We start from the raw sequence: 24,567 nt of genomic DNA on the forward strand, positions 1-24,567 counted from the left end.
ACCTTCGCCCGACTCCAAGGAGACCCAAGTGACTGATTATCCCCAACTCGAACTTCTTATTGGCGGCGAAGCAATTGGCGCTGCTGGTCGCGAGACGATCGACGTGCTTGATCCGGCCAGCGGCGATGTCATCGCAGCATTGCCTGCAGCGACCGCGGCGGATCTTGATGCGGCGCTGGATTCAGTTTCAAAAGGATTCAAAAGCTGGCGCAAGACATCTGCTGACGAACGCGAAGCAGTGCTGCGCAAAGGTGCTGCACTGATCCGCGAACGCGCCAAGGAAATCGGTGCGGCAATCACCCTAGAGCAGGGCAAGCCGTTCAAGGAAGCTGTAGGCGAGACGATTTACTGCGCCATGCTGCTGGAATTCTATGCGGGTGAATGCAAACGGCTATATGGTCGCACACTTGTTCGTCCCGATGGTCAGCGCGCAGAAGTAAGGTATGAGCCTGTCGGTCCGGTGGCGGGTTTTTCAGCATGGAATTTCCCGGCATTGAACGTGATGCGCAAGGTGGGCGGTCCGCTGGCGGCAGGTTGCTCAGTCATCGTCAAACCGTCCGAGGAAACACCCGCAGGCGGTCTCGGCATCGTCAAGGCGCTGCACGACGCAGGTGTTCCAGGAGAGGTGCTGCAATGCGTTTTCGGCGTTCCATCGGACATCAGCGAACACTTGCTGGCCAGCCCGGTGATCCGCAAAGTGACCTTCACCGGATCAACAGCGGTCGGCAAGCATCTGGCCAAATTGGCTGCCGAGGATTTGAAGCGCACTACGATGGAACTGGGCGGCCACGGCCCAGTCCTGATTTTCAACGATGCCGACATTGACAAGGCGCTCGACACCATGTCCGCCAACAAGTTCCGCAATGCGGGGCAGGTATGTGTCAGCCCAACGCGCTTTCTGGTCGAAGAAGATGTCTTCGAACGCTTCCGTGACGGGTTCGTTGAACGAGCAAAAGCGATCAAGGTTGGCAATGGCATGGATGGGGATACGCAGATGGGCCCGATGGCAAGTCAGCGTGGCCCGGATGGTATTCAGGCGAAGCTTGCGGACGCGCTGGACAAAGGCGCGAAGTTTGAAGCCGGCGGCAACCGGATCGGCAATCAGGGCTTCTTCCATGAGCCGACAGTGCTCTCCGAAGTCCCGCTGGATGCCGAGATCATGAACGAAGAGCCGTTCGGTCCGGTTGCGTTGATCAACCCGATGAAGGGCGAAGCTGCGATGGTCGAGGAGGCGAACCGGCTGCCATACGGCTTGGCGGCATATGCCTGGACACAAGATGCCGGGCGCCGGATGCGCATGGCTAGTGATATCGAAGCGGGTATGGTCGCAATCAACAACGGTTCGGTCAGTGCCGCCGATGCGCCCTTCGGCGGAGTCAAATGGTCCGGTTCCGGCTTGGAAGATGGCGCAGAGGGCGTGACCGCCTGTCTCGTTTCAAAGACCGTGCATGAAAGCGCCTAGGGGAGACAAGGTATGAAAACACGCGCCGCCGTGGCTTTCGAAGCGAAGCAGCCGCTTGAGATTGTCGAGCTGGATCTGGAAGGCCCCAAGGCGGGTGAAGTGCTGGTCGAGATCATGGCGACCGGTATTTGCCACACCGATGCCTATACGCTTGATGGCTTCGACAGCGAAGGCATCTTCCCCAGCGTGCTGGGCCACGAAGGGGCGGGCATCGTGCGCGAAGTCGGCCCCGGTGTCACCAGCGTGAAGCCAGATGATCACGTGATCCCGCTTTACACACCCGAATGCCGCCAGTGTAAATCCTGCCTTTCCGGCAAGACGAACCTGTGCACCGCGATCCGCGCGACACAGGGGCAGGGGTTGATGCCGGACGGTACCAGTCGCTTCAGTTACAAGGGGCAGACGATCTTCTACTACATGGGCTGTTCGACCTTTTCGAACTTCACTGTCCTGCCCGAGATCGCTGTGGCCAAGATTCGCGAGGACGCCCCGTTCCAGACCAGCTGCTACATCGGCTGCGGAGTGACGACAGGTGTCGGCGCCGTGACCAATACCGCCAAAGTGCAGGTGGGCGACAATGTGGTGGTGTTCGGCCTCGGCGGCATCGGCCTCAATGTGATCCAGGGCGCGCGGCTGGCTGGCGCGAACAAGATCATCGGCATCGACATCAATGAGACCCGCGAGGAATGGGGCCGCAAGTTCGGCATGACCGATTTCCTCAACACGCGTGGCATGAGCCGCGACGACATCGTTGCCAAGGTGGTGGCCATGACCGATGGCGGCGCGGATTACACCTTTGACTGCACCGGAAACACCGAAGTGATGCGCACCGCTCTGGAATGCTGCCACCGTGGTTGGGGAACCAGCGTGATCATCGGCGTGGCCGAAGCGGGCAAGGAAATAGCTACCCGCCCGTTTCAGCTGGTGACAGGACGCAACTGGCGCGGTACCGCATTTGGCGGAGCCAAGGGTCGCACCGACGTTCCGAAAATCGTTGACTGGTACATGGACGGGAAGATCCAGATCGACCCCATGATTACTCATGTGCTGAGCCTCGAAGAGATCAACAAGGGCTTCGACCTGATGCATGCAGGCGAGAGCATCCGGAGCGTGGTGGTGTACTGATGGCTACAAAAGTAAATTTGTCCGAGAAATTCGCCTTGTTTTCAGAACATTGGGCACCCCCCTTGCTGCACGGTACAATGGCAACGAGGTGCCCTTGTGCAAGGTCGAGGGCGAATATCACTGGCACCAGCATCCTGACACCGATGAGCTGTTCCTAGTTATCGAAGGCGAGCTCGATATGGAGTTGCGCGACCGGACCGAGAATCTTGTACAAGGGGACCTGATTGTCGTCCCGCGCGGGACTGAACACCGCCCCTGCGCGCGCAAGGGTGAGGTCAAGCTGTTCGTGATGGATGCAGATGGCACACCGAACACCGGCGATGGGGAAACGGCATTCAAACCCATCGAAGTCTAAGCCTGCGCTAGTTCAGGCCTGCACAACCTTCTGTTCGATCGCGCCAAAGATTGAGTGATTGTCACGATCGCGCATTTCCACGCGCACCTGATCACCCGGCTTCATGAATGGCGTCTTGGGTGCGCCATCATAGATCGTTTCGATCATGCGGATTTCCGCGATGCAGCTGTAGCCTAGCCCGCCTTCGCTGACCGGCTTGCCCGGGCCACCATCCGCGCCTTTGTTCGAAATCGTGCCTGAGCCGATGATCGCGCCGGCACCTAGATTGCGCGTTTTTGCCGCGTGAGCGACCAATTGCGCCATGTTGAAGGTGGCATCCACGCCCACTTCGGCACGGCCAAAGGCTTCGCCATTGTAATCGACCATCAGCGGCAAGTGGATCAGCGTATCCTTCCACGCATCGCCCAGCTCATCTGGCGTCACACAGACTGGCGAGAATGCGCTGGAAGGCTTGGACTGGAAGAAGCCGAAACCCTTGGCGAGTTCGCCCGGGATCAGCCCGCGCAAGCTCACGTCATTGACCAGCATCACCAGCTTGATGTGTTTTGCTGCGTCCTCTGCCGATACGCCCATGGGCACATCGTCGGTGATCACCGCCACTTCGCCTTCCATGTCGCATCCCCAGGCAGTGTCGCCCAGCGGAATGTCTTCGCGCGGGGCCAGGAAACTGTCGCTGCCCCCCTGATACATCAGCGGATCGTGATAGAAGCTTTCCGGTACTTTGGCATCGCGCGCTTTGCGCACCAGCTCGACGTGGTTGATGTATGCACTGCCATCGGCCCATTGGTACGCGCGCGGCAGCGGCGAATGGGCTTCGCGTTCGTGGAAGCGTTCGCACGGCACCGCCTCATGCTCGACATCCATGGCCAGCACTTCGAGCTTGGGAGCGATTTCCTCCCAATTATCAAGCGCTGCCTGCAATGTCGGCGCGATATTGTCCGCCGCGCAGTAGCGGGTGAGGTCTTTCGATACGACGACGAGCTTACCGTCGCGGGTTCCGTCATTAAGTGAGGCGAGTTTCATGAGGACATCTCGGGATTATCTGGTTGATTGTCTGGGTGCGCGCGCTGGAACTCAGGCAGGGCGAGGCATGCTTGCGCAATGCGCGCGATATGTGGTTTGTCGCTGAAATCGAATTGGAAGCGTTCCGCATTGTAGAACTGCGGCAACAGCACGACCTCGAAGAAGCCGGGCCTGTCGAACAGGAAATCGCCCGTTCCGAGCTGCGCCAGCCGCGCTTCCAGTGGCGCGAATGTACGCGCCAGCCAGTGGCGATACCAAATGTCGATCTCTTCCTGCGAATGGCCGAGCGGATCCTTGAGATACTTCAGCACCGGCAGGTTGTTCACGGCGTGCGTCTCGGTTGCGATCGCATAGGCAAGCTCGCGCGCGGTGTAGCGGTCTTCTAGATCGGCTGGCAGCAGAAAGTTTTCAGGATAGGCTTCATCCAGCCATTCGATCTGCGCCATGGATTGGGCACGGTCGAACCCGTCAGCCTCTAGCATCGGCACGCTACCAAACGGGTTGCGGCTGGTGAAGGCTTCACCCTTCTGCTCGGACGTCAGCAGGTTCACCGGGATATACTCGTAGTCGATCCCTTTCAGCTCCAGCGCGATGCGCAAGCGATAGGTCGTCGAACTGCGGAAGTAGCCATACAGTTTCATCACGCAGAACTCCTACAGGATGGAACACTGTTCAGGGGTGGAAAAGTCATCCGTTTTTCAGGGACTTGCAAAATGCGCTTGTTGTAGCATGTAGGGCGCAATGCTGGATTGGCACGTATGCCTGTCCTATGCCAGTTCTTGGCAGCGTAGGACAGCAACTCGCGCGTTTCCTTCATCAAAACGCCGCGATCCCCGTAATCCCGCGACCCAAGATCAGAGCGTGGACATCATGTGTACCTTCATAGGTGTTGACCGTTTCAAGGTTCACCATGTGGCGGATCACCTGATATTCCCCGCTGATGCCATTGCCGCCATGCATGTCGCGCGCCTGACGCGCGATATCGAGCGCTTTACCGACATTGTTGCGCTTGACCACGCTGATCATGTCCGGCGCAAAGCGGCCTTCGTCCATCAGGCGACCGACGCGAAGCGAGCCTTGCAGGCCCAGCGCGATGTCGGTCAGCATATCTGCCAGCTTCTTTTGGTAAAGCTGCGTTCCGGCCAGCGGGCGGCCAAACTGTTTGCGATCCAGCCCGTATTGCCGCGCAGCGTGCATGCAGAATTCGGCTGCGCCCATCGCGCCCCAGCTAATCCCATAGCGTGCGCGGTTGAGACACCCGAAGGGACCTTTCAGGCCTTGCACATTGGGCAGCAGCGCATCCGCACCTACCTTCACATCATCCATCATGATCATGCCAGTGGTGCTGGCGCGCAGTGAAATCTTGCCTTCGATCTTGGGCGCGGAAAGCCCCTTCATGCCCTTTTCCAGCACAAAGCCGCTAATGCCGCCGCCATGCTCTTCGCTTTTTGCCCAGACCACGAACACATCGGCGAAAGGCGCGTTCGAAATCCAGGTCTTGGAACCATTGAGGACATATCCATCGCCGTCCTTCTTCGCGACGGTCTTCATGCCAGCAGGGTCAGAACCTGCGTCGGGCTCGGTCAGGCCAAAGCAGCCGATCAGCTGGCCCGAGGCGAGGCCGGGCAAGTATTTGCGGCGCTGTTCTTCCGATCCGTATTCATAGATCGGGAACATCACGAGCGATGATTGGACCGAAGCCATCGAGCGATACCCGCTGTCGACGCGTTCGATCTCGCGCGCAATCAATCCGTACGCAACATAGCCAGCGCCTGCGCCGCCGTATTCCTCCGGAATGGTTGCGCCCAGCAGGCCCGCCTGGCCAAACATCGGGAAAAGTTCGGGTGCGTCGATTTCGTCAGCGAAAGCTTTTATTACGCGCGGCTGCAACTCGCTTTGTGCAAAGCCATGCGCGGCATCACGGATCATCCGCTCGTCTTCGGTCAGCTGGGTTTCCAGATCAAAGGGATCTTCCCAGTTAAACGGCACCATTCCGGCCATTAGTTACTCCTGAAACTATTTTACGGCTCCATTCGCAGGAATGGCGTGCGGCGACAAGTCTTGTCTAGCGATTCAAGAGTGTGCGTGAAAGGGGCGATGCGGAAGGCGCGAATGAGCACATTCCCTATCGAGGTTTCTCTCTTGAACCGGTGTCGCGACTGGTTCAGCCGTTCTGGCCAAACTTGCTTGTAAAGCCGGCCTCGTCGCCTGCACTCAACAGTTTGGCTTGCTCCACCCATGCATCGCGGCGGATGCGCCCCTGGAAGCGCCCGAGGTGGGCATCGATGCGCTCGATATCCGCATCATTCCATGCGGCAATATCTGCGAAACGCGTCACGCCTTGTTCGCGCAGCAATGTCGCGATCTTGGGTCCAAGGCCTTTAATCCGGGTCAGGTCATCGGCGCCGGCTGGAGTTGGCGCGGTAACCGAAGCTGGTGCGGGGCCAGCGTCAAGAGGCGGCGCAGGTGTGCCTGCATCAATCAGCGCCTGATTACGGCTCGCGCGCTCTGCGCCTTCATCGAGCACGTCCCTGGTCGAGCTCTCTCGCACAACCTTGGCCTTGCGGTTGGCGCGGCCAATCAGCCAGACAATTGCGATCGCGACCACAAATCCGATCGCGATATAGACTCCATAGGCTTCCAGAATTTCAGCAGCAGTCATCAATCAACATCTTCCTCAGCTCGGCGTGTCACCGCCAACATTCTTGCGAAACAGCAGCCGGTCTTCTTCGCCGAATCCCTTGCGCCAGATCACAAAGCCATAAGTTGCCAGAATCGCCGGAATGCCGAAGATCAACTCCATCCATTCGGGCAATTGCGTGAACGCGAAGCCCACAATTACCGCAGGCGCGGTTGCCCATACAAGGCCCCAGCGCCAATTGCTGACCGGCGCTTTAAGCAGATTCTTGAGCAGCAATGCCTTTATCAGGCTGGAGGCGCCGAGCGCCAGGAACAGTGCGCCAGCGGCGCCAGCGGCTTTGAAGCCTTCGTCCAGCTGCAGATACTCTGCCAGCATGATGAGGCCAATAGTCAGCGCGGCTTGAAGCGCGATGATCCCGATTGAAATCGCGAGGTTACGTTTGCGCGCAATATAGACCAGCACGCTTTCGGAAACGACCGCCATCGAAGCAACGACTTCGGCGGCAAGCAGGATTGCGAGCGCGCCTGTGCCGCCGACAATTGCCGGGCCGCCAAGCCCCATCACCGCTTCGCCAGGAATGGCCAGCGCAAGCGCAATCGCAGCCTGAACCGCAATGATCCAGAACCCGACCTGGCGCACTTGCGCCGCGATCGCGTCCATATTGCCGATCTTCAGGTTCTTGGTCACAACTGGAGACAGAATGGGTTCAAAGCTGGACTTCAGCTTTTGCGGCAGAGTGGCGATTTCTTTCGCGAAGAAGTAGATGCCCACTGCGCGCTCTGACGTGAATTGACCAAGCAAGAACACATCGAGCAATCGCGTACTGCGCTCGATCACGTCGGCGCCGGAAAGCGGTAAGGCCCGCAGGACCATCGAACCAAGATAGCGCGGGCGGGGGCGCCATCCATCAGGCAAGCCGTAAGTGCGGATGAATGACCACAAGGCTGTCAGAAGCGCGGCATAAATCGCAACGACAAAGGCGAGTGCCAGCCCGCTCTCGCGTGCGCCGGGTATGTAAAAGAATGCGAGCACAGCGATTGACTTGACCCATGGCTCGATAAGCGCGCGTGCGCGTACGGTTGTGGTAATATCATATCGATAGGCCTGCGCGGCGAGCAAGATCTCGGTCAGCGCAAAGGCAGGGATCGCTGCCACCATCAGGATGTCAAGCGGGCCGTTGACGCCGTTCGGGAACATGATTGCTGGAAAGATCAGTACAATCACTGCCGCCAAAGCGGACACGATGAGTGCGGCCAGCATCCCGTCGAACACGAGATTAACGGGTTTCTGAGCGTCTTGATCGGCCCCTTCGGTCAATCGTTGTGCAAGCCCGCGCTTCTCGCCCAGAGCGCAGAACAGCGCGAATATCTCGATAATGACGAAGGCCGATGCGAAGCGGCCCATGTCTTCGACGCCATACAAGCGGTAGCCAATGAACAGGAACGGGATGCCGCCGATCAAGCGGATCAGGAAGCCAAGCGTGTTGGTTCGCCCGCCCTTGGCGAGAGTTGCCATGTCGTCTTTGTGTGCAGAATCAGCGCTGCTCACACAGGCTCGCCCTGTTCGGTGGTCAATGGCCGTGCGAGTAGTTGCGCAACAACTTTGGCAGGGGTTGCGCCGCCCAGGATGGCATTGACCGCTTCAACGATAGGCATATCGATTTCGCGTCCTTGCGCCAGTTCATGCAGGACGGGGGCCGTGTGCGCCCCTTCGGCAACTGTCTTGCGATCCGCCATCAATTCGGCCGCGCTTTTGCCTTCGCCCAGCGCTTTGCCCAGCGAGAAGTTACGGCTCGACGTACTGCTGCAAGTCAAAACCAGATCGCCCAGACCGCACAGACCCGACAGCGTGTCACGCTGCCCGCCCAACGCCTGCCCGAAACGCAGCATTTCGGCATAGCCACGCGCGATCAGCGCCGCACGTGCGTTCTGGCCCAGGCCAAGCCCGTCCACCACGCCGCACGCGATTGCGAGCACATTCTTGATCGACCCGCCGATCTCGGCTCCGGTCACATCCTCTGTGAAATAGGGGCGGAAAGTCGGCCGCGCGATAGCAGTGATCAGCCGATCCCATTGTGCTTCACCGCCAGTGCAGGCGAGTGTGACTGCCGTGGGCAGGCCGGCGGCAACTTCATGTGCAAATGTCGGGCCGGACAGAACGGCAATTTCACTGTCAGGCAGCGCGTCCTTCGCGACATTGTTCATCAAGCGGCCGGTGCCCGCTTCGATACCCTTGCTGCACAGCACAAGATCGCCCGGCGCCTTGGGCATCTGCCTTAGCACGCTGCCGAGATGCTGAGCGGGCGTGACGGCGAAAACAATTTCAAGCTCGGCAAACTCGCTCAGATCGCTTGTCGCGCGGATGGTTTCAGCAAGTTTGGCCGACGCCAGATAGGTTGTGTTGCGGTGCGTGCTGTTGATCTCTTCGACTACGTCAGGCTCCAGCGCCCAAAGCACCACATCACGGCCATCACTGGCCAGCATTTGCGCCAAGGCCGTACCCCATGCGCCTGCGCCAAGGACACCCACCGGTCGGTGAGAGGTCATGCTTTCACTCCTGCGCCGCGTACCGGCTCGGCTTGAGGGTCGAGCGGCCAGCGCGGACGCGCGGCGACATCCAGCGGATCGAAAACGCCAAGCGGCAAGCGTTCGCAGCCAGCCCAAGCGATCATCGCGGCATTATCGGTGCAAAGCGCCATTGGCGGCGCAGTGAAGCGCATGCCGTGCCGTTGAGCAAGCTTTTCCAGTGCAGTGCGGATGGTCTGGTTCGCGGCAACACCGCCTGCGACGACCAGATTGCCCGGCGTCTCGATACGTTCCAAGGCATATTCAAGCCGGTCAATCAGGCAATCGACGGCGGCTTGCTGGAAACTGGCCGCGATGTCTGCGTCGGTATGTTCGCCGCTGTTCTTAGCTCTCAAGACTGCGCTCTTGAGGCCGGCAAAAGAGAAATGCGGTTCTTTCGATCCCTTGAGCGGACGCGGCAATGGCACCGCTTGCGGATCGCCTTGCATGGCAAGCTTTTCCAATGCAGGCCCACCCGGATAGCCAAGGCCGAGCACCTTGGCGCTCTTGTCGAAGGCCTCGCCCAACGCGTCATCGATTGTGGTGGCTAATCGGCGATATTCACCGACGCCTTCGACCAGCAGAATCTGGCAATGCCCGCCGGAAACCAGCAGCAAAAGATAGGGGAATTCGAGGTCCGGATTCGCAAGGCGCGGGCTGAGCGCATGCCCTTCCAGATGATTGATCGCGAGCAGCGGTGTGTCAGACGCCATTGCAAGCGCCTTGGCCGTTACGAGGCCAACCATCACCCCGCCGATCAGACCGGGCCCCGCAGTCGCCGCAATCGCATCACAATCCGCCAGCGAAAGGCCCGCTTCGTCCATCACGGCTTTGAGCATCGGCGCGAGTTTTTCGGCGTGCGCGCGCGCGGCAATTTCGGGCACGACCCCGCCATAGGGTGCATGCTCTTCGATCTGTGAGGCGATTTTTTCGGCAATAATCGTCCAATCACTCGTAACCAGCGCCACGGCGGTTTCGTCGCAACTCGACTCAATGCCCAGAACTATTTTCGGCTTCGCGTTCATCGCGCTTTCCCTTAGAGGTTTGCGAGGTTAGAGCAAGCTCAGCGATGAACGACGAAACACCAATTATCCGCCTGGGAACGCGCAATTCCCCGCTGGCGATGGCGCAGGCCTATGAGACGCGGCGGCGACTATGCGGCGCGCATGGCTGGGATGAATCAAAGGTCGAATTGGTGCCGGTTGTGGCGAGCGGGGATAAAGTACTCGATCGTCCGCTGGCGGAAATCGGCGGCAAGGCGCTGTGGACCAAGGAGCTCGATCATTGGCTGCACGATGGCACAATCGATGCCTCGGTTCATTCGATGAAAGATGTGGAGACGCTACGGCCCGGTACGCTGACAATCGCGGCGGTCATGCCGCGCGCGGACACCGCGGATAGTTTGGTTGGCGCAAAGTCGGTTGCGGACATCCCTGAAGGCGCGACAGTGGGAACCAGCGCGCCGCGCCGCGCGGCGCAGCTGCTGCATGCGCGGCCGGACTGCAAGGTTGTGTCGTTTCGCGGCAATGTCGCAACGCGGCTCGCCAAGCTGGAAAAAGGCGAGGCGGATTGCACTCTGCTGGCCTCTGCTGGACTTGATCGATTGGGAGAGGATTCGGTCGGCGCGCGGCTTGATCCTGAGATATGGTTGCCCGCGCCCGCGCAAGGCGCGATCGGGATCGAATGCCGCACCGATGATGCACAGACGCAAGAATTCTTGGCGGCAATAGACCACGCGCCGAGTCACCGCGCAGTCATGGCCGAACGCACTCTGCTAAAGGCACTGGGCGGAAACTGCCATAGCCCGATCGCGATGCTGACCACAGCGCAGGATGATGTATTGGCGCTGCGCTGCGCCCTGTTCAGCCCGGATGGTCGTGAACGGATCGAAGCGACGCATAGCGGCTCAGCGGAGGACCTCGCATGGGTCGCGGCCATGGGGAGAGAACTGATCGCGCGCCTTACGCCCGGCATGGCACCACATTTCGGGCAACACGAGGTGTGACAAAGGCCTTCGCCATCCGGCCCGAGCCGGGGCTTTCCAAGACCATCGCAGCGGGTGCGGCGCGCGCGCTACCCATCGCTGGGGTAGCGCTTTTCAAAGTGATACCGAGTGGTTGGACTTTGCCGGATCTGGAGGCATTTGATGCACTTCTGGTGGGAAGCGCCAATGCCTTCCGCCATGGCGGGGACAAGCTTTCCGCTCTCACTCATCTACCGGTCCTCGCCGTAGGGCAAACGACCGCGGATGCCGCGCGTGACGCTGGCTTTACGGTCGCACGGGTCGGTTCTGGCGGATTGCAGCAAGTACTCGACGGGATCGGCGGCGATTTTCAGCATCTCTTGCGCCTTTCAGGCGAAGATCATGTGACGCTTTCCTCTCCCGCTGATGTGCAGATCACCGAACGCATCGTCTATCGGATTGGCAAGGTCGACTTGCCAGAAGAGGTCGCGGCGCAACTATCCAAGGGGGCGCTTGTCCTGTTGCACTCAGCCGAGGCGGCGCAGCACTTCGTGAATGAATGCAATCGTTTGGGCGTTGATCGGACGCATGTTTCGCTTTGTGCGCTGGGCCCGCGCATTCTCGAACCGGTCGGAGAGGGTTGGCAAGCGGCGCGCGCGGCTGCTAGTCCCAACGAGAACGATCTCTTGGCCTTGGCAATTGCAATGTGCCAAGAATAAGACCGGGACAGAGTGATGGTGGTTAAAGGCTGGCGAAAGCCTGTGGGTCGTAGAACGGAAAAATATGGAATCTAGGTTTGGTAGCCGACGCACAAAGCCTTCAAAGGGCCCGATTTTCGGGGCGGTTGCGGCTGCGTTTCTACTGGGTGCGTCGATTGTAGGGATTTTCTACTGGCAAGATACGAAAGAAGAAGAGCCGGTCGCGCTGTCCAATGAAGCGGGCCAGGCGCAGGCCAATCTCCCCGCCATCGCCGATAGCGCCGAAGACGCGCCAGCACCCAGTCCCACGCCAGCTGAAGAGGCGGCCGTGGTAGTAGCCGCGGTAGAAGCAACCGAAGCGGTTGAACGCGTTGCTGAGCAACAAGGCGGACTTGATCAGCGATTGGCAGCGGCGGAACAGCGACTTGCGCGTCTGGACCTGCAAGCACAGGCTGCAGCGGGTAATGCCGCGCGTGCCGAAGGTCTGTTGATCGCATTTGCCACGCGCCGTTATATCGAGCGCGGCGAAGAGCTGGGTTATCTGGCAGACCAGCTAAGGCTGCGCTTCGGCGACAGCTGGCCCAATGCGGTGCGAACCGTGATCAGTTTCTCGCGTGATCCGATAACGCTGGATTCCCTCCTGGCGCGGCTGGATGGCCTCGCTCCAGAGCTTCAGAAAAGCGAAGGGATCAACAGTTGGGCTGATTTCCGGCGCGAATTGAGTGAATTGTTCGTTGTGCGGCGTGAAAGCACACCATCGCCTCAGCCCGCGCGGCGTTTGGAACGCGCGCGGCAGTTCCTGGAGAGCGGGCGGATCGATTCCGCTATCGGAGAGATCAAGAATATGCCCGGGGCGGCAACCGCAGAAGACTGGATTGCCGATGCGGAACGCTATGCCGCTGCAATGAGTGCGCTGGAAACCATCGAGATGGCAGCCGTGCTTGATCCGGGCCGCTTGCGCGATGGCACAGGTACGCCTGTTGAACAGCGTAGCCCGGTTGAAGCACCCGGTGGCGAATAAAGCGTTGAGTTAGCCGCGCAGCAAAGCGGGTGCATCGCCAGAAACGCCGCGGGCTTCGTCCATAAACCAATGCTTAAGGCCCGGCATTCGTTGGACGCCAGCCATGCCCAGGCGCCGAACGGCCGATGCTGCCTTGCCGGGCACGCCGAACAACCGGGTCAGCCCGTCTGTCGCGCCCATTACCATCAGCGAGTCGAGCGCACGCCAATTCTCGTATTTCTTGAGCATCTGCTCATTGCCGAGATCGAGGCCCAGCCGCTGCGCTTCTTCCAGTACTTCGACCAGTGCGCCTACATCGCGCAAGCCCAGATTAAGGCCCTGGCCCGCAATCGGGTGCATGCCATGCGCGCTGTCACCCACCAAGACAAGCCGTTCTCCGATAATCTTGGCAGTGTGCTGCAGGCTCAAAGGATATGAAGATCGTTGGCTGTTGAGCGATACTTCGCCCAGCAGATCACCCATGCGTTTTGTAACCTCGGCCAGAAACGCGCGGTCTGACAGCTTCAGAATGCCTGCTGCGTCCTTTTCGTCGACGGTCCAGACCAGCGAGCTGCGATGCGTGCCATCTTCGCCATCAAGCATGGGCAACAGGGCAAATGGGCCAGCCGGATAGAAGATTTCCCACGCCACATTGTCATGCGGTTTTGTATGAGTCAGACCTACGATGATCGCGCGGTGGCCATAGTCCCACTTCGCCATCTTGAGGCCTTCTTCCTCGCGGCTAGGCGAAAAGCGACCTTCCGCGCCGACCATCAGGTCGGCCTCCAGCTTTCGTCCGTCTTCCAGTGTGACCGAGACACCGAATTCGCCGCGCTCACGCGATGCGACATTCACCGGCGCATGCCAGCTGATCAGCGGTTCCTGCGCCGCCGCTTCGAACAGCGCCAAGCGCAACTGGCGGTTGGCAAACATACGGCCCAGCGTGCCGTCATGCGGTTCCGGCGTGAAGTCGAGCCGCCCGGGCTTCATCTGATCGCTCACCGCGATACTGTCGATCGGGCTGCCATATGGCTCCAGCGCGTCCGCAATTCCGATATTGGTGAACAGGTTCCAGCTGGCTGTCGAGATGGCTGATGCCCGCCCGTCGAAGCCTTCGGCTGTCAGACTGTCAGGATCGGCGCGGTCCACCACATGGCTGGAAAATCCCTTGCGCGCCGCCGCAATCGCCAGGGTCATACCAACTAGGCCGCCACCGATGATCAGGAGATCGTGTTTTTGAGGCTGTGGATCGGACATAGGGAACTGTAACTCTCAGTATAGATTTGCGAACTGTATGTGAGACCCCTAGAGGGACAGGTGTGACCCAAGCAAGAATGTTCAAGTCTTTTGGTGCCTTTTGGCTGCTGTTGTCGCTGCTCGGCATGCTGGCGCTGGCCACTGCCGCGCGCGCGCAGGATAACAATCTTGTCGGCAGCTTGCATGCAGAGGGACCAGCCGTTGCAGGCGAAACGTTGACGCTGGCGATCCATTTTGAACCGGTATCGGAAGAATGGCACGGCTATTGGTCTAATCCCGGCGATGCCGGGCTGGGCATGGCGCTGGACTGGGAACTGCCCGAAGGCTGGCAAGCGGGCGAGCCGCTGTACCCTGTCCCTCAGAAACTCTCGATCTCCGGTCTGATGAACCACGTCTACAAAGGCGCATATGCAGTCCTGGTGCCGATCAGCGTTTCTGCTGATTACGTTCCAACAGGACCTTTGCCCATTGCGGCAAAAGGCGAATGGCTTGCCTGCACCGATGCGATCTGTGTCCCTGAACAGGGGCGGATGACCACCATCATTCCGGCCGAAGACAGCTCGTTCACGCCCGACCAGCGCTTTGCCATGTGGCGCGCAGCGATTGCACCTCCGCTTGATCGTGAGGGCACATACGAACTTACAGCGGACACTTTGCGCATAGCGATCCCGATCCCGGCGACGATGAGTCTCAGCGCGCCGCATGTCTTTGTAAGCAACACCCGCGTGGTCGATTATGCTGCGTCGCAGACTTTCCGGCGCAATGGCGATGTGTTGGTCGCTGAAATCCCGCGCAAAGGCCGCGGCGAGTTCGAGACACTCGAAGGCATTCTGGCGCTTGGCGATGGCAATGGGATTCGCTTTGCCGCGCAGGCGGGCGAAGTACCGGCAGGCGGCGAATTGATCGCCGGACAGCCAGCCAGCACGCCGCCGATGTGGACGCTGATCCTGGGTGCGTTGGTAGGCGGATTGATCCTCAACATTATGCCATGTGTGTTCCCGATCTTGAGCTTGAAAGCGATCAGCCTGGCGCGCGCCGGTGAAAGCGAAGCACAAGCGCGCAGTGAAGGCATCGCCTACACGGCTGGCGTGGTGCTGGCCTGTGTGGCTCTGGGCGGCGTGATGCTGGCGCTACGCTCGGCGGGCGAGCAGGTAGGCTGGGCATTCCAGTTACAAAGCCCGAGTGTTGTCGTCGTCCTGCTGATACTGGCGGCAGTCATAACAGCAAACTTTGCAGGTGTGTTCGAGCTGCCCTCACTTTCATTCACGCGTAGCGGCGAGCCGGCAAGCGCCTTTGCAACCGGCTTGCTGGCAGCCTTCGCGGCAACGCCTTGCACCGGACCATTTATGGCGGTGGCATTGGGCGCGGCACTGCTATTGCCCCCCTTGCAGGCCTTGCTGCTGTTTGCGGCCTTGGGGCTGGGGCTTGCCCTGCCATTCCTGCTGATCGGTTTTGTCCCGGCGCTGCGCCGGATGTTGCCCAAACCCGGCGCATGGATGAACACATTTCGCCGCGTGATGGCGATCCCGATGGGGTTGACCGCGCTCGCGCTGGTGTGGCTGACACAGCAGCTGGGCGGACGCGGCTTTGCGATGTTTGCTCTGATCGTCGTGTTCGGCGTGATCATGGCGCTGTGGGTGGTCGGCAAGCTTCAGCAGCGAGGCAAGATGGCATGGCCCGCATTTGGCCTTATCTCAGCACCATTTCTTGTGTTTGGAGCCTTTGCGCTTCCGTCTGCCTATGCCGAGCAAAGCTCGAGCACTGCTGAGTCAATCCTCAGCCCGCGGCCGTTCAGTGAAGCCGCATTGGCCGAAGCGCGCGCGAGCGGGAAGCCGGTTTTCGTATGGTTCACCGCCGATTGGTGCGTTACCTGCAAAGTCAATGAAGGCGTCGCTATCGAACGTGAGACCACCAAGGCCGCATTCGAAGAAGCGGGCGTGATCGCGATGGTGGGCGACTGGACCCGGCGCGATGCTGAAATCAGCATGTTCCTCAACAAACAAGGCGCGGCAGGGGTGCCGCTTTACCTATGGTATGAGCCAGGACAGGAAGCCGAACAGCTACCGCAGGTGCTGACGCCGGACATGCTCATACAGAGGGCGATGCGCGACAATCCTCAATGAATTGAGCGGGGCGTTGGCTCGGGTTGAGCACCAGTCGCCCTGCGCCCGGGATCGTCACGGCCACTTGGCGCGTGCCAGTCAACACTTCCAGATCCTCGCTGAAAGCGGACAGCTCTGTCCGCCAGAACGATCCATTGTCGATCTCGGTTGCGTCGACGGGGATACGGGCAATGTGCCCATTGCCGATGAACGCCGCCATCGCTTCTGCGCCTTCGTCTGCCAGCGCATAGCGTGTGATCAGAATGCTGGGATGGTCGCCCATATCGCCGCAGCCCAGCGCAAGCAGCGGTGGTTGCCCGGGGATGCCGTAAATGATGCGGCCTGTAGTTATCGGGCTGTCAGACCAGACCGCGCCTTCGGTATCCGGGCTGTCGATAGGCGCGGATGGACCGCTCTGGTTGCTTGTCACATCGCGCGCCGCAATATCCGCATCCGTTGGCGGCGGTTTGCAGGCGGATAGTGCTAAAACGAGCGCTAGGCTGGCACAGCGCCACATCATTTGCCGAACTTCCTTTGCGTTTTGCCATAGCGCATTTTGCGCGTCCCCGGCCTTCCTTCAGTGCTCTTGCCCTTGGGTGCGGCGCGCTTGTCTGCGTCGAGCAAGCCTAGCTCGTCATTCTCCAGCCGCCGGATTTCATCACGCAGGCGCCCGGCTTCTTCAAATTCCAGATCGGCGGCGGCTGCACGCATCCGCTTCTCAAGGTCTTCGATATAGCTGCGCAGATTGTGGCCAACCAGATTGTTGACCTCGTCATCGCCGGTATCGACCACCACGCCATCCCTGCTGGCCGTGTGCGCCACAATATCGGCAATATCGCGCTTGATCGTCTGCGGCGTGATACCGTGCTCTTCATTGTAGGCGCGCTGCTTCTCGCGCCGGCGATCGGTCTCTGCCATTGCGCGTTCCATGCTTCCGGTCACGCGATCAGCATAGAGAATGACGCGGCCATCGACATTGCGCGCCGCCCGACCAATCGTCTGGATCAGCGATGTCTCGCTGCGCAGGAAACCTTCCTTGTCAGCATCAAGGATTGCCACAAGACCGCATTCGGGAATATCCAAGCCTTCGCGCAGCAGGTTGATACCAATCAGCACATCATAGACGCCCAGTCGCAGGTCTCGGATCAGCTCGATCCGCTCCAGCGTCTCGACATCGGAGTGCATGTAGCGCACGCGCACGCCCGCTTCGTGCATGAATTCGGTCAGGTCTTCCGCCATCCGCTTGGTCAGCGTGGTGACCAGCGTTCGGTAGCCCTTTTGGGCGGTTGCAAGGCATTCCTGGATGCAATCCTGCACCTGATCTTCGACCGGGCGGATTTCAACCGGTGGATCGATAAGGCCGGTCGGGCGGATTACCTGTTCAGCGAATACGCCGCCGGTCTGCTCCATCTCCCAGCCACCGGGCGTTGCAGACACGCACACGGTCTGCGGGCGCATCGCGTCCCACTCGTTAAACCGCAGCGGACGGTTGTCGATACAGCTCGGCAAGCGGAATCCATATTCGGCCAGCGTGATCTTGCGGCGGTGGTCCCCCCGCGCCATCGCGCCGATCTGCGGCACTGTCTGGTGGCTTTCGTCAACGAACAACAGCGCGTTCTCGGGCAAATACTCAAACAGCGTTGGTGGTGGCTCGCCCGGCAAGCGCCCGGTGAGAAAGCGCGAATAGTTTTCAATCCCTGCGCAAGAGCCGGTTGCCGCGATCATCTCCAGATCGAAATTGGTGCGCTGCTCTAGCCGCTGATGCTCCAGTAGCTTACCTTCGGCCTCCAGCTCCTTCAGCCGATGCTCAAGTTCAAATTTGATCGCTTCGGTGGCCTGTTTCATGGTCGGGCCAGGGGTGACATAGTGTGAGTTCGCGAAGACGCGAACCTTATCGAGGCTCGCGCCCTTCCTGCCTGTCAGGGGATCGAATTCGCTGATTTCCTCGATTTCATCGCCGAAGAAGCTGATCCGCCATGCCATATCTTCATAATGGCTGGGATAAAGTTCCAGGCTGTCCCCGCGCACGCGAAAGCAACCGCGCGCGAAAGCGGTATCGTTGCGCTTGTATTGCAGGCTTACGAGCTTGCGGATCAATTCGCGCTGGTCGACCACTTCGTCTTTCTTGATGTCGAACACCATCGCTGAATAAGTCTCGACCGAGCCGATGCCGTAAAGGCATGAAACCGACGCGACGATGATCACGTCATCACGTTCAAGCAGCGCACGCGTGGCTGAATGGCGCATCCGGTCGATCGCTTCGTTTACGCTCGACTCTTTCTCGATATAGGTGTCGCTGCGCGGGACGTAGGCCTCTGGCTGGTAGTAGTCGTAATAACTGACGAAATATTCGACAGCGTTGTTGGGGAAGAAGCTTTTGAATTCGCCATAGAGCTGCGCGGCGAGGATCTTGTTCGGCGCAAGCACCAGTGCGGGGCGCTGCAATTCCTCGATCATCTTTGCCATGGTGAAAGTCTTGCCGCTACCGGTCACGCCGAGCAGGGTTTGCGTCTGCTCGCCATCATTGGCCGCGCCAACCAGCTCTGCAATGGCAGTCGGCTGGTCACCCGCGGGTTGATACTCGCTGACCAGCTCGAACTTCTTGCCGGGCATGGATTTTTCCGGGCGGGCAGGGCGGTGCGGGACAAATTCCTCGCCGGTCTCCGGCTCGTTCAGCCCGCGTCTGATCACCAATTCAGCCATAGCGGAACATATGGGGGACATCGCGCAGATTCGCAACGATGCTTTCTGACCTTAGTCAGAGAATTTCGCACAATTTGATATGACAATTTTCTTACTTGCGCAGAATATCGTTGCTGCGATCAAGGCTGGCGCATTGGACTATCTGGCATTGCCCATAAAGCCTGATCAGTTGCTGCGTACACTCTCGAAACTTGAGCCCGAAGCAGAAGAGTTCCCTTTGGCGCGCAGGCGGGTGATCGAGGCGCGAAACCGGATTGAGAGCCTTTCAGGCCGCGAACGCCAAGTGCTGGAATGGTTGAGCGCGGGTAGCAGCAACAAGGTGATAGCGCGCGAACTCGAGATCGGCCCCCGCACTGTCGAAATCCACCGTGCGAATATGATGGCGAAGTTAGGCGCGCAACACGCGGCCTAGGCAGTGCGGCTCAAGCTGGAAGCAAAGCTTTAAGACGCGTCAAATTGGGCAGTTATCTGCAAAATCCGCCACCGCTGATCTCGACATGCAAATGGTCGCGATGCGCCGCGTTATAGTCTGGCCCCAGCACCGTGCCAAAGCGCCTGCAAGCGCTGTTATGCACCACGCGCAGGAATTCGCGCTCTTCACGGCTTCCACCGGACCAGGCACTTTTTACGTCAATGCGACGGCCATCCTGCAGCACAAATGCGCCCACATCAATCGCTTGCGCCGTGGCGTGGGCGGATCTGCGCGAAGTGCCGGCGACATTGCGGCATGAGTAGCTACCCATGGTCTCGATCCGATCGATGGGCGAACCTAGGATCTTCCGTGCTGCGCGATCGACTCCAAACCGGGCCCAGGCGATGAAAATCTTCGCCGTCTCGCATTGAACCGGGCCGATATTGCTGATGCCCAGATCGGATGCATCTCCGCGCACAGCGGATAGCTGGACAGCGCGAGTGATGGCGCACCCGTTTCCATTGTACTCATCAGGTATGGGCGAGTAGCGCGAGCCTGTCTCGGTGATCGCAGCCAGGCACATTTGAGCATCCGGGCTAACAGCAACGGGCCGAGGCGCGGATTGCGGGTTTCGCGTGGATGACGATCCGCCAGGCACGGTGCCGCAAGCTGCCAAGGTCAATGTGGCGAGTAACAGGATTGATGAGCGAGCGAACATGGCTGGGATTTTGAGGATATATGATTAACTAAAAGTAAACGTGGGAACAGCTGTTTTAGCTAGGCAGCTCTTCTGCGACCTGCTCCCAAAGTTCGATTTTCACGCCATTGGGGTCCAGTATCCATGCAAACTTGCCATAGCCTTCGTCCACCGTGTCGAGCACTTTCACGCCCTTCTTCTTGATCTGTTTTACGAAGGCATCAAGGTCATCGACCCGCAGATTGATCATGAAACCGCGCGTGCCCGGCTTCATATAGGTGTCATCCTTGAAATGGCTGATCAGCGAATAGGGGTTGCGCTTGGTTTCCTAGCTCCACGCCAACTGCGGGCCATATTCGCCATCCAGCCCCAGCTTTTCGCGATACCATGCAGGTGTCGCTTCGGGGTCTTCCACCATATAAAACACGCCGCCAAGCCCGGTAATCTTAGCCATTTTCGCTCTCCTTGCGGCGAGTCTAAACACACTCGCGAAAAGAAGAAATAGTGCGTTAGAAGCCTTGTGCTTGCCCGTCTTTCCGCATCTCTGTCGCGCCGGTGAGCACGCCGGTGTCCGGATCGCGTGCAATCGCCTGATAACCGCCGAACATGATGCCGTTGGTCACCACACGGACATTGTGACCCATCGCTTCTAGTGCTGCGATGGTCTCTGCCGGAATACCAGGTTCAACATTCAACGTCCCCAGCGGATCCTTCGCTGGGCCGGTTAACGGTTCGGTCGGTTGGCGACCGCCGTCATGATTGATACGCGCAGCATCGCCCGCTTCTTGCAGGTTCATGCCATAGTCGACGATATTGATCAGCACCTGGACGTGGCCTTGCGGCTGCATACCGCCGCCCATTAGACCCAGTGTCATGAACGGCTTCCCGTCCTTCTTCACGAAGGCCGGAATAATGGTCTGAAACGGGCGTTTGTTCGGCTCATATGCATTGGGGTGCGCGGGATCGAGGCTGAACAACTCTCCGCGATCCTGAAACATGAAGCCGAGGCCGTCGGGCGTCAGCCCGCCGCCCATACCGCGATAGTTTGACTGGATCAGGCTGACCATCAACCCGTCCCCGTCAACCACGGTTAGGTAGGTCGTGTCGCCGGGACCTTCCAGCTTGGGCTCTGGCTTTGGCTCGCCCGGTGCGAACTCCGGCGTGGCGCGTGCCGGATCGATCAAGTCAAAACGAGCTTTGCCATATGCGTCGCTCAATAGATCCATCGGAAAAGCCCCGAAGTCGGGATCGGCATAGAAACGCGCGACATCGGCATAGGCGAGCCGCTTGGTTTCGGTGATATAGTGGATCACCTCAGGGCTGCCGCGTTCCCACTGGGCAAGGTCCACATTCTTCAGGATGTTGACCATTTGCAGCGCTGCGAAGCCTTGCCCGTTGGGTGGCAATTCGCACAGTTCGAACCCGTTGCGGTATCCTACGCAGGCTGGCTCTACCCACTCCGACCGGTGGCTGGCGAAGTCATCCAGCGTGTAGGCGCTGCCTTGCCGCTGAAGGTAATCGACCATCACTCGTGCGCTCTCGCCCTTGTAGAACTCATCGCGGCCATTCTGGGCGATCCGCTCCAGCGTGTTGGCCAGATCAGGGTTCTTGAAGATTTCGCCAGCTTTCGGCGCGCCGTCTGCGAACCAGGTGGCGCGCGCGTTGGCAAAGTCGAACAGGTTTGAGCGAGCTTCAAAGGCGCGCAGATTCCGTTCGAAATAGTGGCCGATGATGGGCGCAACCGGATGGCCTTCGCGGGCGTATTTGATGGTTGGGGCAAGCACGTCTGCCATCGGCAATTGGCCAAAGCGATTGTGCATTTCGAACCAGCCATCAACCGTGCCGGGAATAGTGACAGGCAGTGGTCCAACCGGCGGCAAGCTGTCTCCGCCATCCAGTTTTTCCAGAAGTTGGTCCAATGTTTGTCCAGCCGGGCTGCGGCCGGAGCCATTGATGCCGTAAAGCTGGTCAGACTTGGGGTCATAGATAATCGCAAAGAGATCGCCCCCGATGCCGTTGCCGGTCGGCTCCATCAGGCCAAGCGCCGCATTAGCCGCAATCGCCGCATCAACCGCGTTGCCGCCGTCCTTCAGAATATCGAGTGCGATCTGGGTCGCGAGCGGGTGCGCAGTAGCTGCCATGCCATGCTGTGCATGGACCGGACTGCGTGACCACGGCGCGCCGACCGGACGTCCGCCTGCACCGATCTGTTCGTGCACCGGTCGGGCCTTCTGCTCTTCAGCGGAATGGTCGTCTGCAAGTGTCGGTGCGGTCAGTGCCATCGAGGCCAGTGCAGCAAAGGTGAGTTTGGTCGGTTTCATGTCTCTCTCCGATATCGTGTGCAATCAACCTCGGGCAGGCCGAGCGGTTCCTGTCGCCTTGCTGACAATCACAATTGCCAGCCACGCAGCAATGAATCCCGGCACAATTTCATACAGATATTGGCCGCCCATAAAGCTGGCATTGAGGCCGCTTGCGATCCAGATCGCAACAACTGCAGCGCCCGTGACAAGGCCAGCCACCGCGCCCGCGCCGGTCATCTTGTCCCACGTCAAAGCTAGGATGATCAGCGGGCCGAACGCTGCCCCAAATCCGGCCCAGGCATTTGAGAAGCGCGAGTGTTATCAGGGTACCTGTCTGCATGAAGCAGGCGGGTAACAGGCTGCAGCCGTAATGGCTACCGCTCTCGTCTCAGTCTGGGAAGAGCTTACGCTGCGTCCTTCTTGCGCTTGGCTTTCTTGCGCTCGTGCGGGCACAGCAGCGCTTTACGCAAGCGGATTGAATGCGGCGTCACTTCGACCATTTCATCATCATCGATATAAGCGATCGATTGCTCGAGGCTCATCCGGCGCGGCGGTGTCAAGCGGATGGCATCGTCCTTGCCTGACGAACGCACGTTGGAAAGCTGCTTCGCCTTCATCGGATTTACTTCCAGATCGTCCGGCTTGGCGTTCTCTCCGATCACCATGCCTTCGTAGACTTTCATCTGTGCGCCAATGAACATTTCGCCGCGATCTTCGAGCATATTGAGCGCGTAAGCGTTGGATTCGCCATCTCCGTTGGAGATCAGAACGCCATTGTTACGGCCGCCGACAGCGCCTTTGTAAGGGCCGTATTTTTCGAACAGGCGGTTCATAATGCCGGTCCCGCGGGTGTCGGACAGGAATTCACCGTGATAACCGATAAGGCCGCGCGAAGGCGCAGAGAAAGTTATGCGGGTCTTGCCCATGCCCGATGGGCGCATCTCAGTCAGATCAGCTTTGCGCAATTGCATCTTCTCGACAACGGTGCCGGAATGCTCGTCATCAACGTCGATAACCACAGTTTCGTAAGGCTCCATGCGTTTGCCGTCTTCTTCGCGGAACAGGACTCGCGGGCGGGAAATGCCCAACTCAAAGCCTTCGCGGCGCATGGTTTCGATCAGCACGCCAAGCTGCAATTCGCCGCGGCCGGCAACTTCGAATGCATCTTTGTCTTCTGACTCGGTCACGCGGATTGCGACATTGGTCTCCGCCTCACGAAGAAGGCGGTCCCTGATCATGCGGCTGGTCACCTTGGTGCCTTCGCGCCCCGCCAGCGGGCTGTCATTGACGGCAAATCGCATTGCCAGCGTTGGCGGATCGATCGGTTGCGCGGCAATCGGCTCTTTGACAGCCGGATCAGCGATGGTGTTTGCAACGGTAGCTTTCTCAAGCCCGGCCAAGGCGATGATGTCACCTGCCACGGCGCTTTCCACCGGAACCCGCTCAAGCCCGTCAAAACTCATCAGCTTGGTCGCACGGCCCACTTCAACTACATTGCCGTCCATGTCGATGGCGTGGATCGGATCATTCACCTTGAGCGAGCCTGACTGCACGCGGCCGGTCAGAACCCGGCCCATGAAATTGTCGCGGTCCAACAAGGTGGCAAGGAAACTGAACGGCCCGTCTTCATCCAGACCAGGGGATGGGACGTGGCTAACAATCCGTTTGAACAGCGGAGCAAGCGTGCCTTCACGCGCCTCCTGATCTTCGCTGGCATAGCCATCGCGGCCAGAGGCGTATAGCACCGGAAAATCGAGCTGCTCGTCATTTGCATCAAGGCTTACGAACAGGTCAAAAACTTCGTCCAGAACTTCTTGAGGGCGGCCATCAGGGCGGTCGATCTTGTTGACGACCACAATCGGCCTGAGCCCCAGCGCCAGCGCCTTGCCGGTAACGAACTTCGTTTGCGGCATTGCACCTTCAGCCGCATCGACCAGCAGGATCACACCGTCGACCATGCTCAAGATACGCTCAACTTCAGCGCCAAAGTCAGCGTGGCCAGGTGTATCAACGATGTTGATGCGCGTGGTTTCGCCATCGGCACCATGCCATTCAACACTGGTGCATTTAGCCAGAATAGTGATGCCGCGCTCTTTCTCCAGATCGCCTGAATCCATCGCGCGTTCTTCTACGCGCTGGTTTTCACGGAAGGTACCGGACTGGCGGAACAATTGGTCAACCAAAGTGGTCTTGCCATGGTCAACGTGAGCGATGATCGCGATATTGCGAAGCGAGCGAGACATAACGAACTTTCGAATATAA

The 24,567-nt window shown here is 59.3% G+C and carries 23 protein-coding genes and 1 pseudogene; 8 read left to right on the forward strand and 16 right to left on the reverse strand.

Annotated features, from left to right (window positions below; all coding sequences use genetic code 11):
* Window positions 1-28: 28 nt before the first annotated feature.
* Genes QZ487_RS05300 through QZ487_RS05310 form a run of 3 tightly spaced genes read left to right on the forward strand, consistent with a single transcriptional unit; the run spans window position 29 to window position 2,942 of the window.
* Entirely contained in the window at window positions 29-1,462 is a 1,434-nt protein-coding gene (locus QZ487_RS05300) for an NAD-dependent succinate-semialdehyde dehydrogenase (RefSeq protein WP_296023665.1), read from the forward strand.
* Window positions 1,463-1,474: 12 nt separating this feature from the next.
* Window positions 1,475-2,587, forward strand: coding sequence for an S-(hydroxymethyl)glutathione dehydrogenase/class III alcohol dehydrogenase (locus tag QZ487_RS05305; RefSeq protein ID WP_285976719.1), 1,113 nt, complete (start codon window positions 1,475-1,477; stop codon window positions 2,585-2,587).
* Between the two features lie 49 nt (window positions 2,588-2,636).
* Window positions 2,637-2,942 carry a cupin domain-containing protein gene (locus QZ487_RS05310; protein WP_296023667.1) on the forward strand — a complete coding sequence of 102 codons (306 nt, stop codon included), beginning with the start codon at window positions 2,637-2,639 and terminating at the stop codon, window positions 2,940-2,942.
* Between the two features lie 12 nt (window positions 2,943-2,954).
* Here the strand turns inward: QZ487_RS05310 and QZ487_RS05315 are convergent, their stop codons facing one another.
* The 7 genes from QZ487_RS05315 to tsaD all read right to left on the reverse strand — a co-directional run bounded on the left by QZ487_RS05315 (window position 2,955) and on the right by tsaD (window position 10,195).
* On the reverse strand, window positions 2,955-3,965 hold the full coding sequence (locus tag QZ487_RS05315) for a fumarylacetoacetate hydrolase family protein (RefSeq protein WP_285976721.1): 1,011 nt from the start codon (window positions 3,963-3,965) through the stop codon (window positions 2,955-2,957).
* Window positions 3,962-4,606 carry a maleylacetoacetate isomerase gene (gene maiA, locus QZ487_RS05320; protein WP_296023669.1) on the reverse strand — a complete coding sequence of 215 codons (645 nt, stop codon included), beginning with the start codon at window positions 4,604-4,606 and terminating at the stop codon, window positions 3,962-3,964. The genes QZ487_RS05315 and maiA overlap by 4 nt, the downstream gene beginning before the upstream one ends.
* 175 nt (window positions 4,607-4,781) lie before the next feature.
* Window positions 4,782-5,957: an acyl-CoA dehydrogenase gene (locus QZ487_RS05325; RefSeq protein ID WP_285976958.1), complete on the reverse strand. Its 1,176-nt coding sequence runs from the start codon at window positions 5,955-5,957 to the stop codon at window positions 4,782-4,784.
* A gap of 172 nt (window positions 5,958-6,129) precedes the next feature.
* Window positions 6,130-6,627, reverse strand: coding sequence for a helix-hairpin-helix domain-containing protein (locus QZ487_RS05330; protein WP_285976723.1), 498 nt, complete (start codon window positions 6,625-6,627; stop codon window positions 6,130-6,132).
* Window positions 6,628-6,642: 15 nt separating this feature from the next.
* Entirely contained in the window at window positions 6,643-8,121 is a 1,479-nt protein-coding gene (locus QZ487_RS05335) for a lipopolysaccharide biosynthesis protein (protein WP_296024117.1), read from the reverse strand.
* Between the two features lie 29 nt (window positions 8,122-8,150).
* Window positions 8,151-9,152, reverse strand: a complete 1,002-nt coding sequence (locus tag QZ487_RS05340; protein WP_296023671.1) for an NAD(P)H-dependent glycerol-3-phosphate dehydrogenase — start codon at window positions 9,150-9,152, stop codon at window positions 8,151-8,153.
* Window positions 9,149-10,195: a tRNA (adenosine(37)-N6)-threonylcarbamoyltransferase complex transferase subunit TsaD gene (tsaD, locus tag QZ487_RS05345; protein WP_296023672.1), complete on the reverse strand. Its 1,047-nt coding sequence runs from the start codon at window positions 10,193-10,195 to the stop codon at window positions 9,149-9,151. Before tsaD ends, QZ487_RS05340 begins: the two co-directional genes overlap by 4 nt.
* A gap of 44 nt (window positions 10,196-10,239) precedes the next feature.
* Here tsaD and hemC point away from each other — a divergent pair, with 44 nt between their 5' ends.
* The 3 genes from hemC to QZ487_RS05360 all read left to right on the forward strand — a co-directional run bounded on the left by hemC (window position 10,240) and on the right by QZ487_RS05360 (window position 12,852).
* Entirely contained in the window at window positions 10,240-11,175 is a 936-nt protein-coding gene (gene hemC / locus QZ487_RS05350; RefSeq protein WP_285976726.1) for a hydroxymethylbilane synthase, read from the forward strand.
* A complete protein-coding gene (locus QZ487_RS05355; RefSeq protein ID WP_285976727.1) occupies window positions 11,172-11,852 on the forward strand; it encodes a uroporphyrinogen-III synthase in 681 nt (226 codons plus the stop codon). Before hemC ends, QZ487_RS05355 begins: the two co-directional genes overlap by 4 nt.
* Before the next feature lie 64 nt (window positions 11,853-11,916).
* Complete coding sequence (locus QZ487_RS05360; RefSeq protein ID WP_285976728.1) at window positions 11,917-12,852, forward strand: hypothetical protein; 936 nt, start codon at window positions 11,917-11,919, stop codon at window positions 12,850-12,852.
* A 9-nt stretch (window positions 12,853-12,861) separates the two neighbouring features.
* Here QZ487_RS05360 and QZ487_RS05365 read toward each other — a convergent pair whose 3' ends face one another.
* Complete coding sequence (locus QZ487_RS05365) at window positions 12,862-14,088, reverse strand: UbiH/UbiF/VisC/COQ6 family ubiquinone biosynthesis hydroxylase (protein WP_285976729.1); 1,227 nt, start codon at window positions 14,086-14,088, stop codon at window positions 12,862-12,864.
* 77 nt (window positions 14,089-14,165) lie between these two features.
* Between QZ487_RS05365 and QZ487_RS05370 the strand changes: the two genes are divergently transcribed.
* Window positions 14,166-16,211: a thioredoxin family protein gene (locus tag QZ487_RS05370; protein WP_296023674.1), complete on the forward strand. Its 2,046-nt coding sequence runs from the start codon at window positions 14,166-14,168 to the stop codon at window positions 16,209-16,211.
* On the opposite strand, the gene QZ487_RS05375 is transcribed toward QZ487_RS05370, so the two are convergent.
* Both QZ487_RS05375 and uvrB read right to left on the reverse strand, forming a co-directional pair.
* Window positions 16,177-16,710: a hypothetical protein gene (locus tag QZ487_RS05375; protein WP_285976731.1), complete on the reverse strand. Its 534-nt coding sequence runs from the start codon at window positions 16,708-16,710 to the stop codon at window positions 16,177-16,179. The two genes, QZ487_RS05370 and QZ487_RS05375, sit on opposite strands and share 35 nt — an antisense overlap.
* Window positions 16,707-18,893 carry an excinuclease ABC subunit UvrB gene (gene uvrB / locus QZ487_RS05380; RefSeq protein ID WP_296023675.1) on the reverse strand — a complete coding sequence of 729 codons (2,187 nt, stop codon included), beginning with the start codon at window positions 18,891-18,893 and terminating at the stop codon, window positions 16,707-16,709. Before uvrB ends, QZ487_RS05375 begins: the two co-directional genes overlap by 4 nt.
* A gap of 79 nt (window positions 18,894-18,972) precedes the next feature.
* Between uvrB and QZ487_RS05385 the strand changes: the two genes are divergently transcribed.
* Window positions 18,973-19,305 (forward strand): LuxR C-terminal-related transcriptional regulator, encoded by a 333-nt coding sequence (locus QZ487_RS05385; protein ID WP_296023676.1) that lies wholly within the window; start codon window positions 18,973-18,975, stop codon window positions 19,303-19,305.
* A 52-nt stretch (window positions 19,306-19,357) separates the two neighbouring features.
* Here QZ487_RS05385 and QZ487_RS05390 read toward each other — a convergent pair whose 3' ends face one another.
* From QZ487_RS05390 to typA, 6 genes and pseudogenes are all read right to left on the reverse strand, one after another.
* Complete coding sequence (locus tag QZ487_RS05390; RefSeq protein WP_296023678.1) at window positions 19,358-20,023, reverse strand: extensin family protein; 666 nt, start codon at window positions 20,021-20,023, stop codon at window positions 19,358-19,360.
* 55 nt (window positions 20,024-20,078) lie between these two features.
* Entirely contained in the window at window positions 20,079-20,276 is a 198-nt protein-coding gene (locus QZ487_RS11470) for a VOC family protein (protein ID WP_367114431.1), read from the reverse strand.
* 54 nt (window positions 20,277-20,330) lie between these two features.
* A complete protein-coding gene (locus tag QZ487_RS11475; protein ID WP_367114432.1) occupies window positions 20,331-20,456 on the reverse strand; it encodes a hypothetical protein in 126 nt (41 codons plus the stop codon).
* 55 nt (window positions 20,457-20,511) lie between these two features.
* On the reverse strand, window positions 20,512-22,323 hold the full coding sequence (gene ggt / locus QZ487_RS05400) for a gamma-glutamyltransferase (RefSeq protein ID WP_296023679.1): 1,812 nt from the start codon (window positions 22,321-22,323) through the stop codon (window positions 20,512-20,514).
* Window positions 22,324-22,347: 24 nt separating this feature from the next.
* Window positions 22,348-22,611 (reverse strand): annotated as a pseudogene (locus tag QZ487_RS05405) (sodium:proline symporter); the annotation flags it as partial.
* Window positions 22,612-22,709: 98 nt separating this feature from the next.
* A complete protein-coding gene (gene typA, locus QZ487_RS05410; protein WP_285976737.1) occupies window positions 22,710-24,548 on the reverse strand; it encodes a translational GTPase TypA in 1,839 nt (612 codons plus the stop codon).
* Window positions 24,549-24,567: the final 19 nt, after the last annotated feature.

Origin of the sequence: uncultured Altererythrobacter sp., assembly GCF_913057185.1 — a bacterium.
GTDB lineage: Bacteria > Pseudomonadota > Alphaproteobacteria > Sphingomonadales > Sphingomonadaceae > Erythrobacter > Erythrobacter rubellus.

What these genes read in the sequence shown, in the direction of transcription:
- QZ487_RS05305 (WP_285976719.1), top strand. Translation starts at nt 1,475, where the DNA reads ATGAAAACACGCGCCGCCGTGGCTTTCGAAGCGAAGCAGCCGCTTGAG.
- QZ487_RS05315 (WP_285976721.1), bottom strand. Translation starts at nt 3,965, where the DNA reads ATGAAACTCGCCTCACTTAATGACGGAACCCGCGACGGTAAGCTCGTC.
- maiA (WP_296023669.1), bottom strand. Translation starts at nt 4,606, where the DNA reads ATGAAACTGTATGGCTACTTCCGCAGTTCGACGACCTATCGCTTGCGC.
- QZ487_RS05325 (WP_285976958.1), bottom strand. Translation starts at nt 5,957, where the DNA reads ATGGTGCCGTTTAACTGGGAAGATCCCTTTGATCTGGAAACCCAGCTG.
- QZ487_RS05330 (WP_285976723.1), bottom strand. Translation starts at nt 6,627, where the DNA reads ATGACTGCTGCTGAAATTCTGGAAGCCTATGGAGTCTATATCGCGATC.
- QZ487_RS05335 (WP_296024117.1), bottom strand. Translation starts at nt 8,121, where the DNA reads ATGGCAACTCTCGCCAAGGGCGGGCGAACCAACACGCTTGGCTTCCTG.
- QZ487_RS05340 (WP_296023671.1), bottom strand. Translation starts at nt 9,152, where the DNA reads ATGACCTCTCACCGACCGGTGGGTGTCCTTGGCGCAGGCGCATGGGGT.
- tsaD (WP_296023672.1), bottom strand. Translation starts at nt 10,195, where the DNA reads ATGAACGCGAAGCCGAAAATAGTTCTGGGCATTGAGTCGAGTTGCGAC.
- hemC (WP_285976726.1), top strand. Translation starts at nt 10,240, where the DNA reads ATGAACGACGAAACACCAATTATCCGCCTGGGAACGCGCAATTCCCCG.
- QZ487_RS05360 (WP_285976728.1), top strand. Translation starts at nt 11,917, where the DNA reads ATGGAATCTAGGTTTGGTAGCCGACGCACAAAGCCTTCAAAGGGCCCG.
- QZ487_RS05365 (WP_285976729.1), bottom strand. Translation starts at nt 14,088, where the DNA reads ATGTCCGATCCACAGCCTCAAAAACACGATCTCCTGATCATCGGTGGC.
- QZ487_RS05370 (WP_296023674.1), top strand. Translation starts at nt 14,166, where the DNA reads ATGTTCAAGTCTTTTGGTGCCTTTTGGCTGCTGTTGTCGCTGCTCGGC.
- QZ487_RS05375 (WP_285976731.1), bottom strand. Translation starts at nt 16,710, where the DNA reads ATGATGTGGCGCTGTGCCAGCCTAGCGCTCGTTTTAGCACTATCCGCC.
- uvrB (WP_296023675.1), bottom strand. Translation starts at nt 18,893, where the DNA reads ATGGCTGAATTGGTGATCAGACGCGGGCTGAACGAGCCGGAGACCGGC.
- QZ487_RS05385 (WP_296023676.1), top strand. Translation starts at nt 18,973, where the DNA reads ATGACAATTTTCTTACTTGCGCAGAATATCGTTGCTGCGATCAAGGCT.
- QZ487_RS05390 (WP_296023678.1), bottom strand. Translation starts at nt 20,023, where the DNA reads ATGTTCGCTCGCTCATCAATCCTGTTACTCGCCACATTGACCTTGGCA.
- QZ487_RS11470 (WP_367114431.1), bottom strand. Translation starts at nt 20,276, where the DNA reads ATGAAGCCGGGCACGCGCGGTTTCATGATCAATCTGCGGGTCGATGAC.
- QZ487_RS11475 (WP_367114432.1), bottom strand. Translation starts at nt 20,456, where the DNA reads ATGGCTAAGATTACCGGGCTTGGCGGCGTGTTTTATATGGTGGAAGAC.
- ggt (WP_296023679.1), bottom strand. Translation starts at nt 22,323, where the DNA reads ATGAAACCGACCAAACTCACCTTTGCTGCACTGGCCTCGATGGCACTG.
- typA (WP_285976737.1), bottom strand. Translation starts at nt 24,548, where the DNA reads ATGTCTCGCTCGCTTCGCAATATCGCGATCATCGCTCACGTTGACCAT.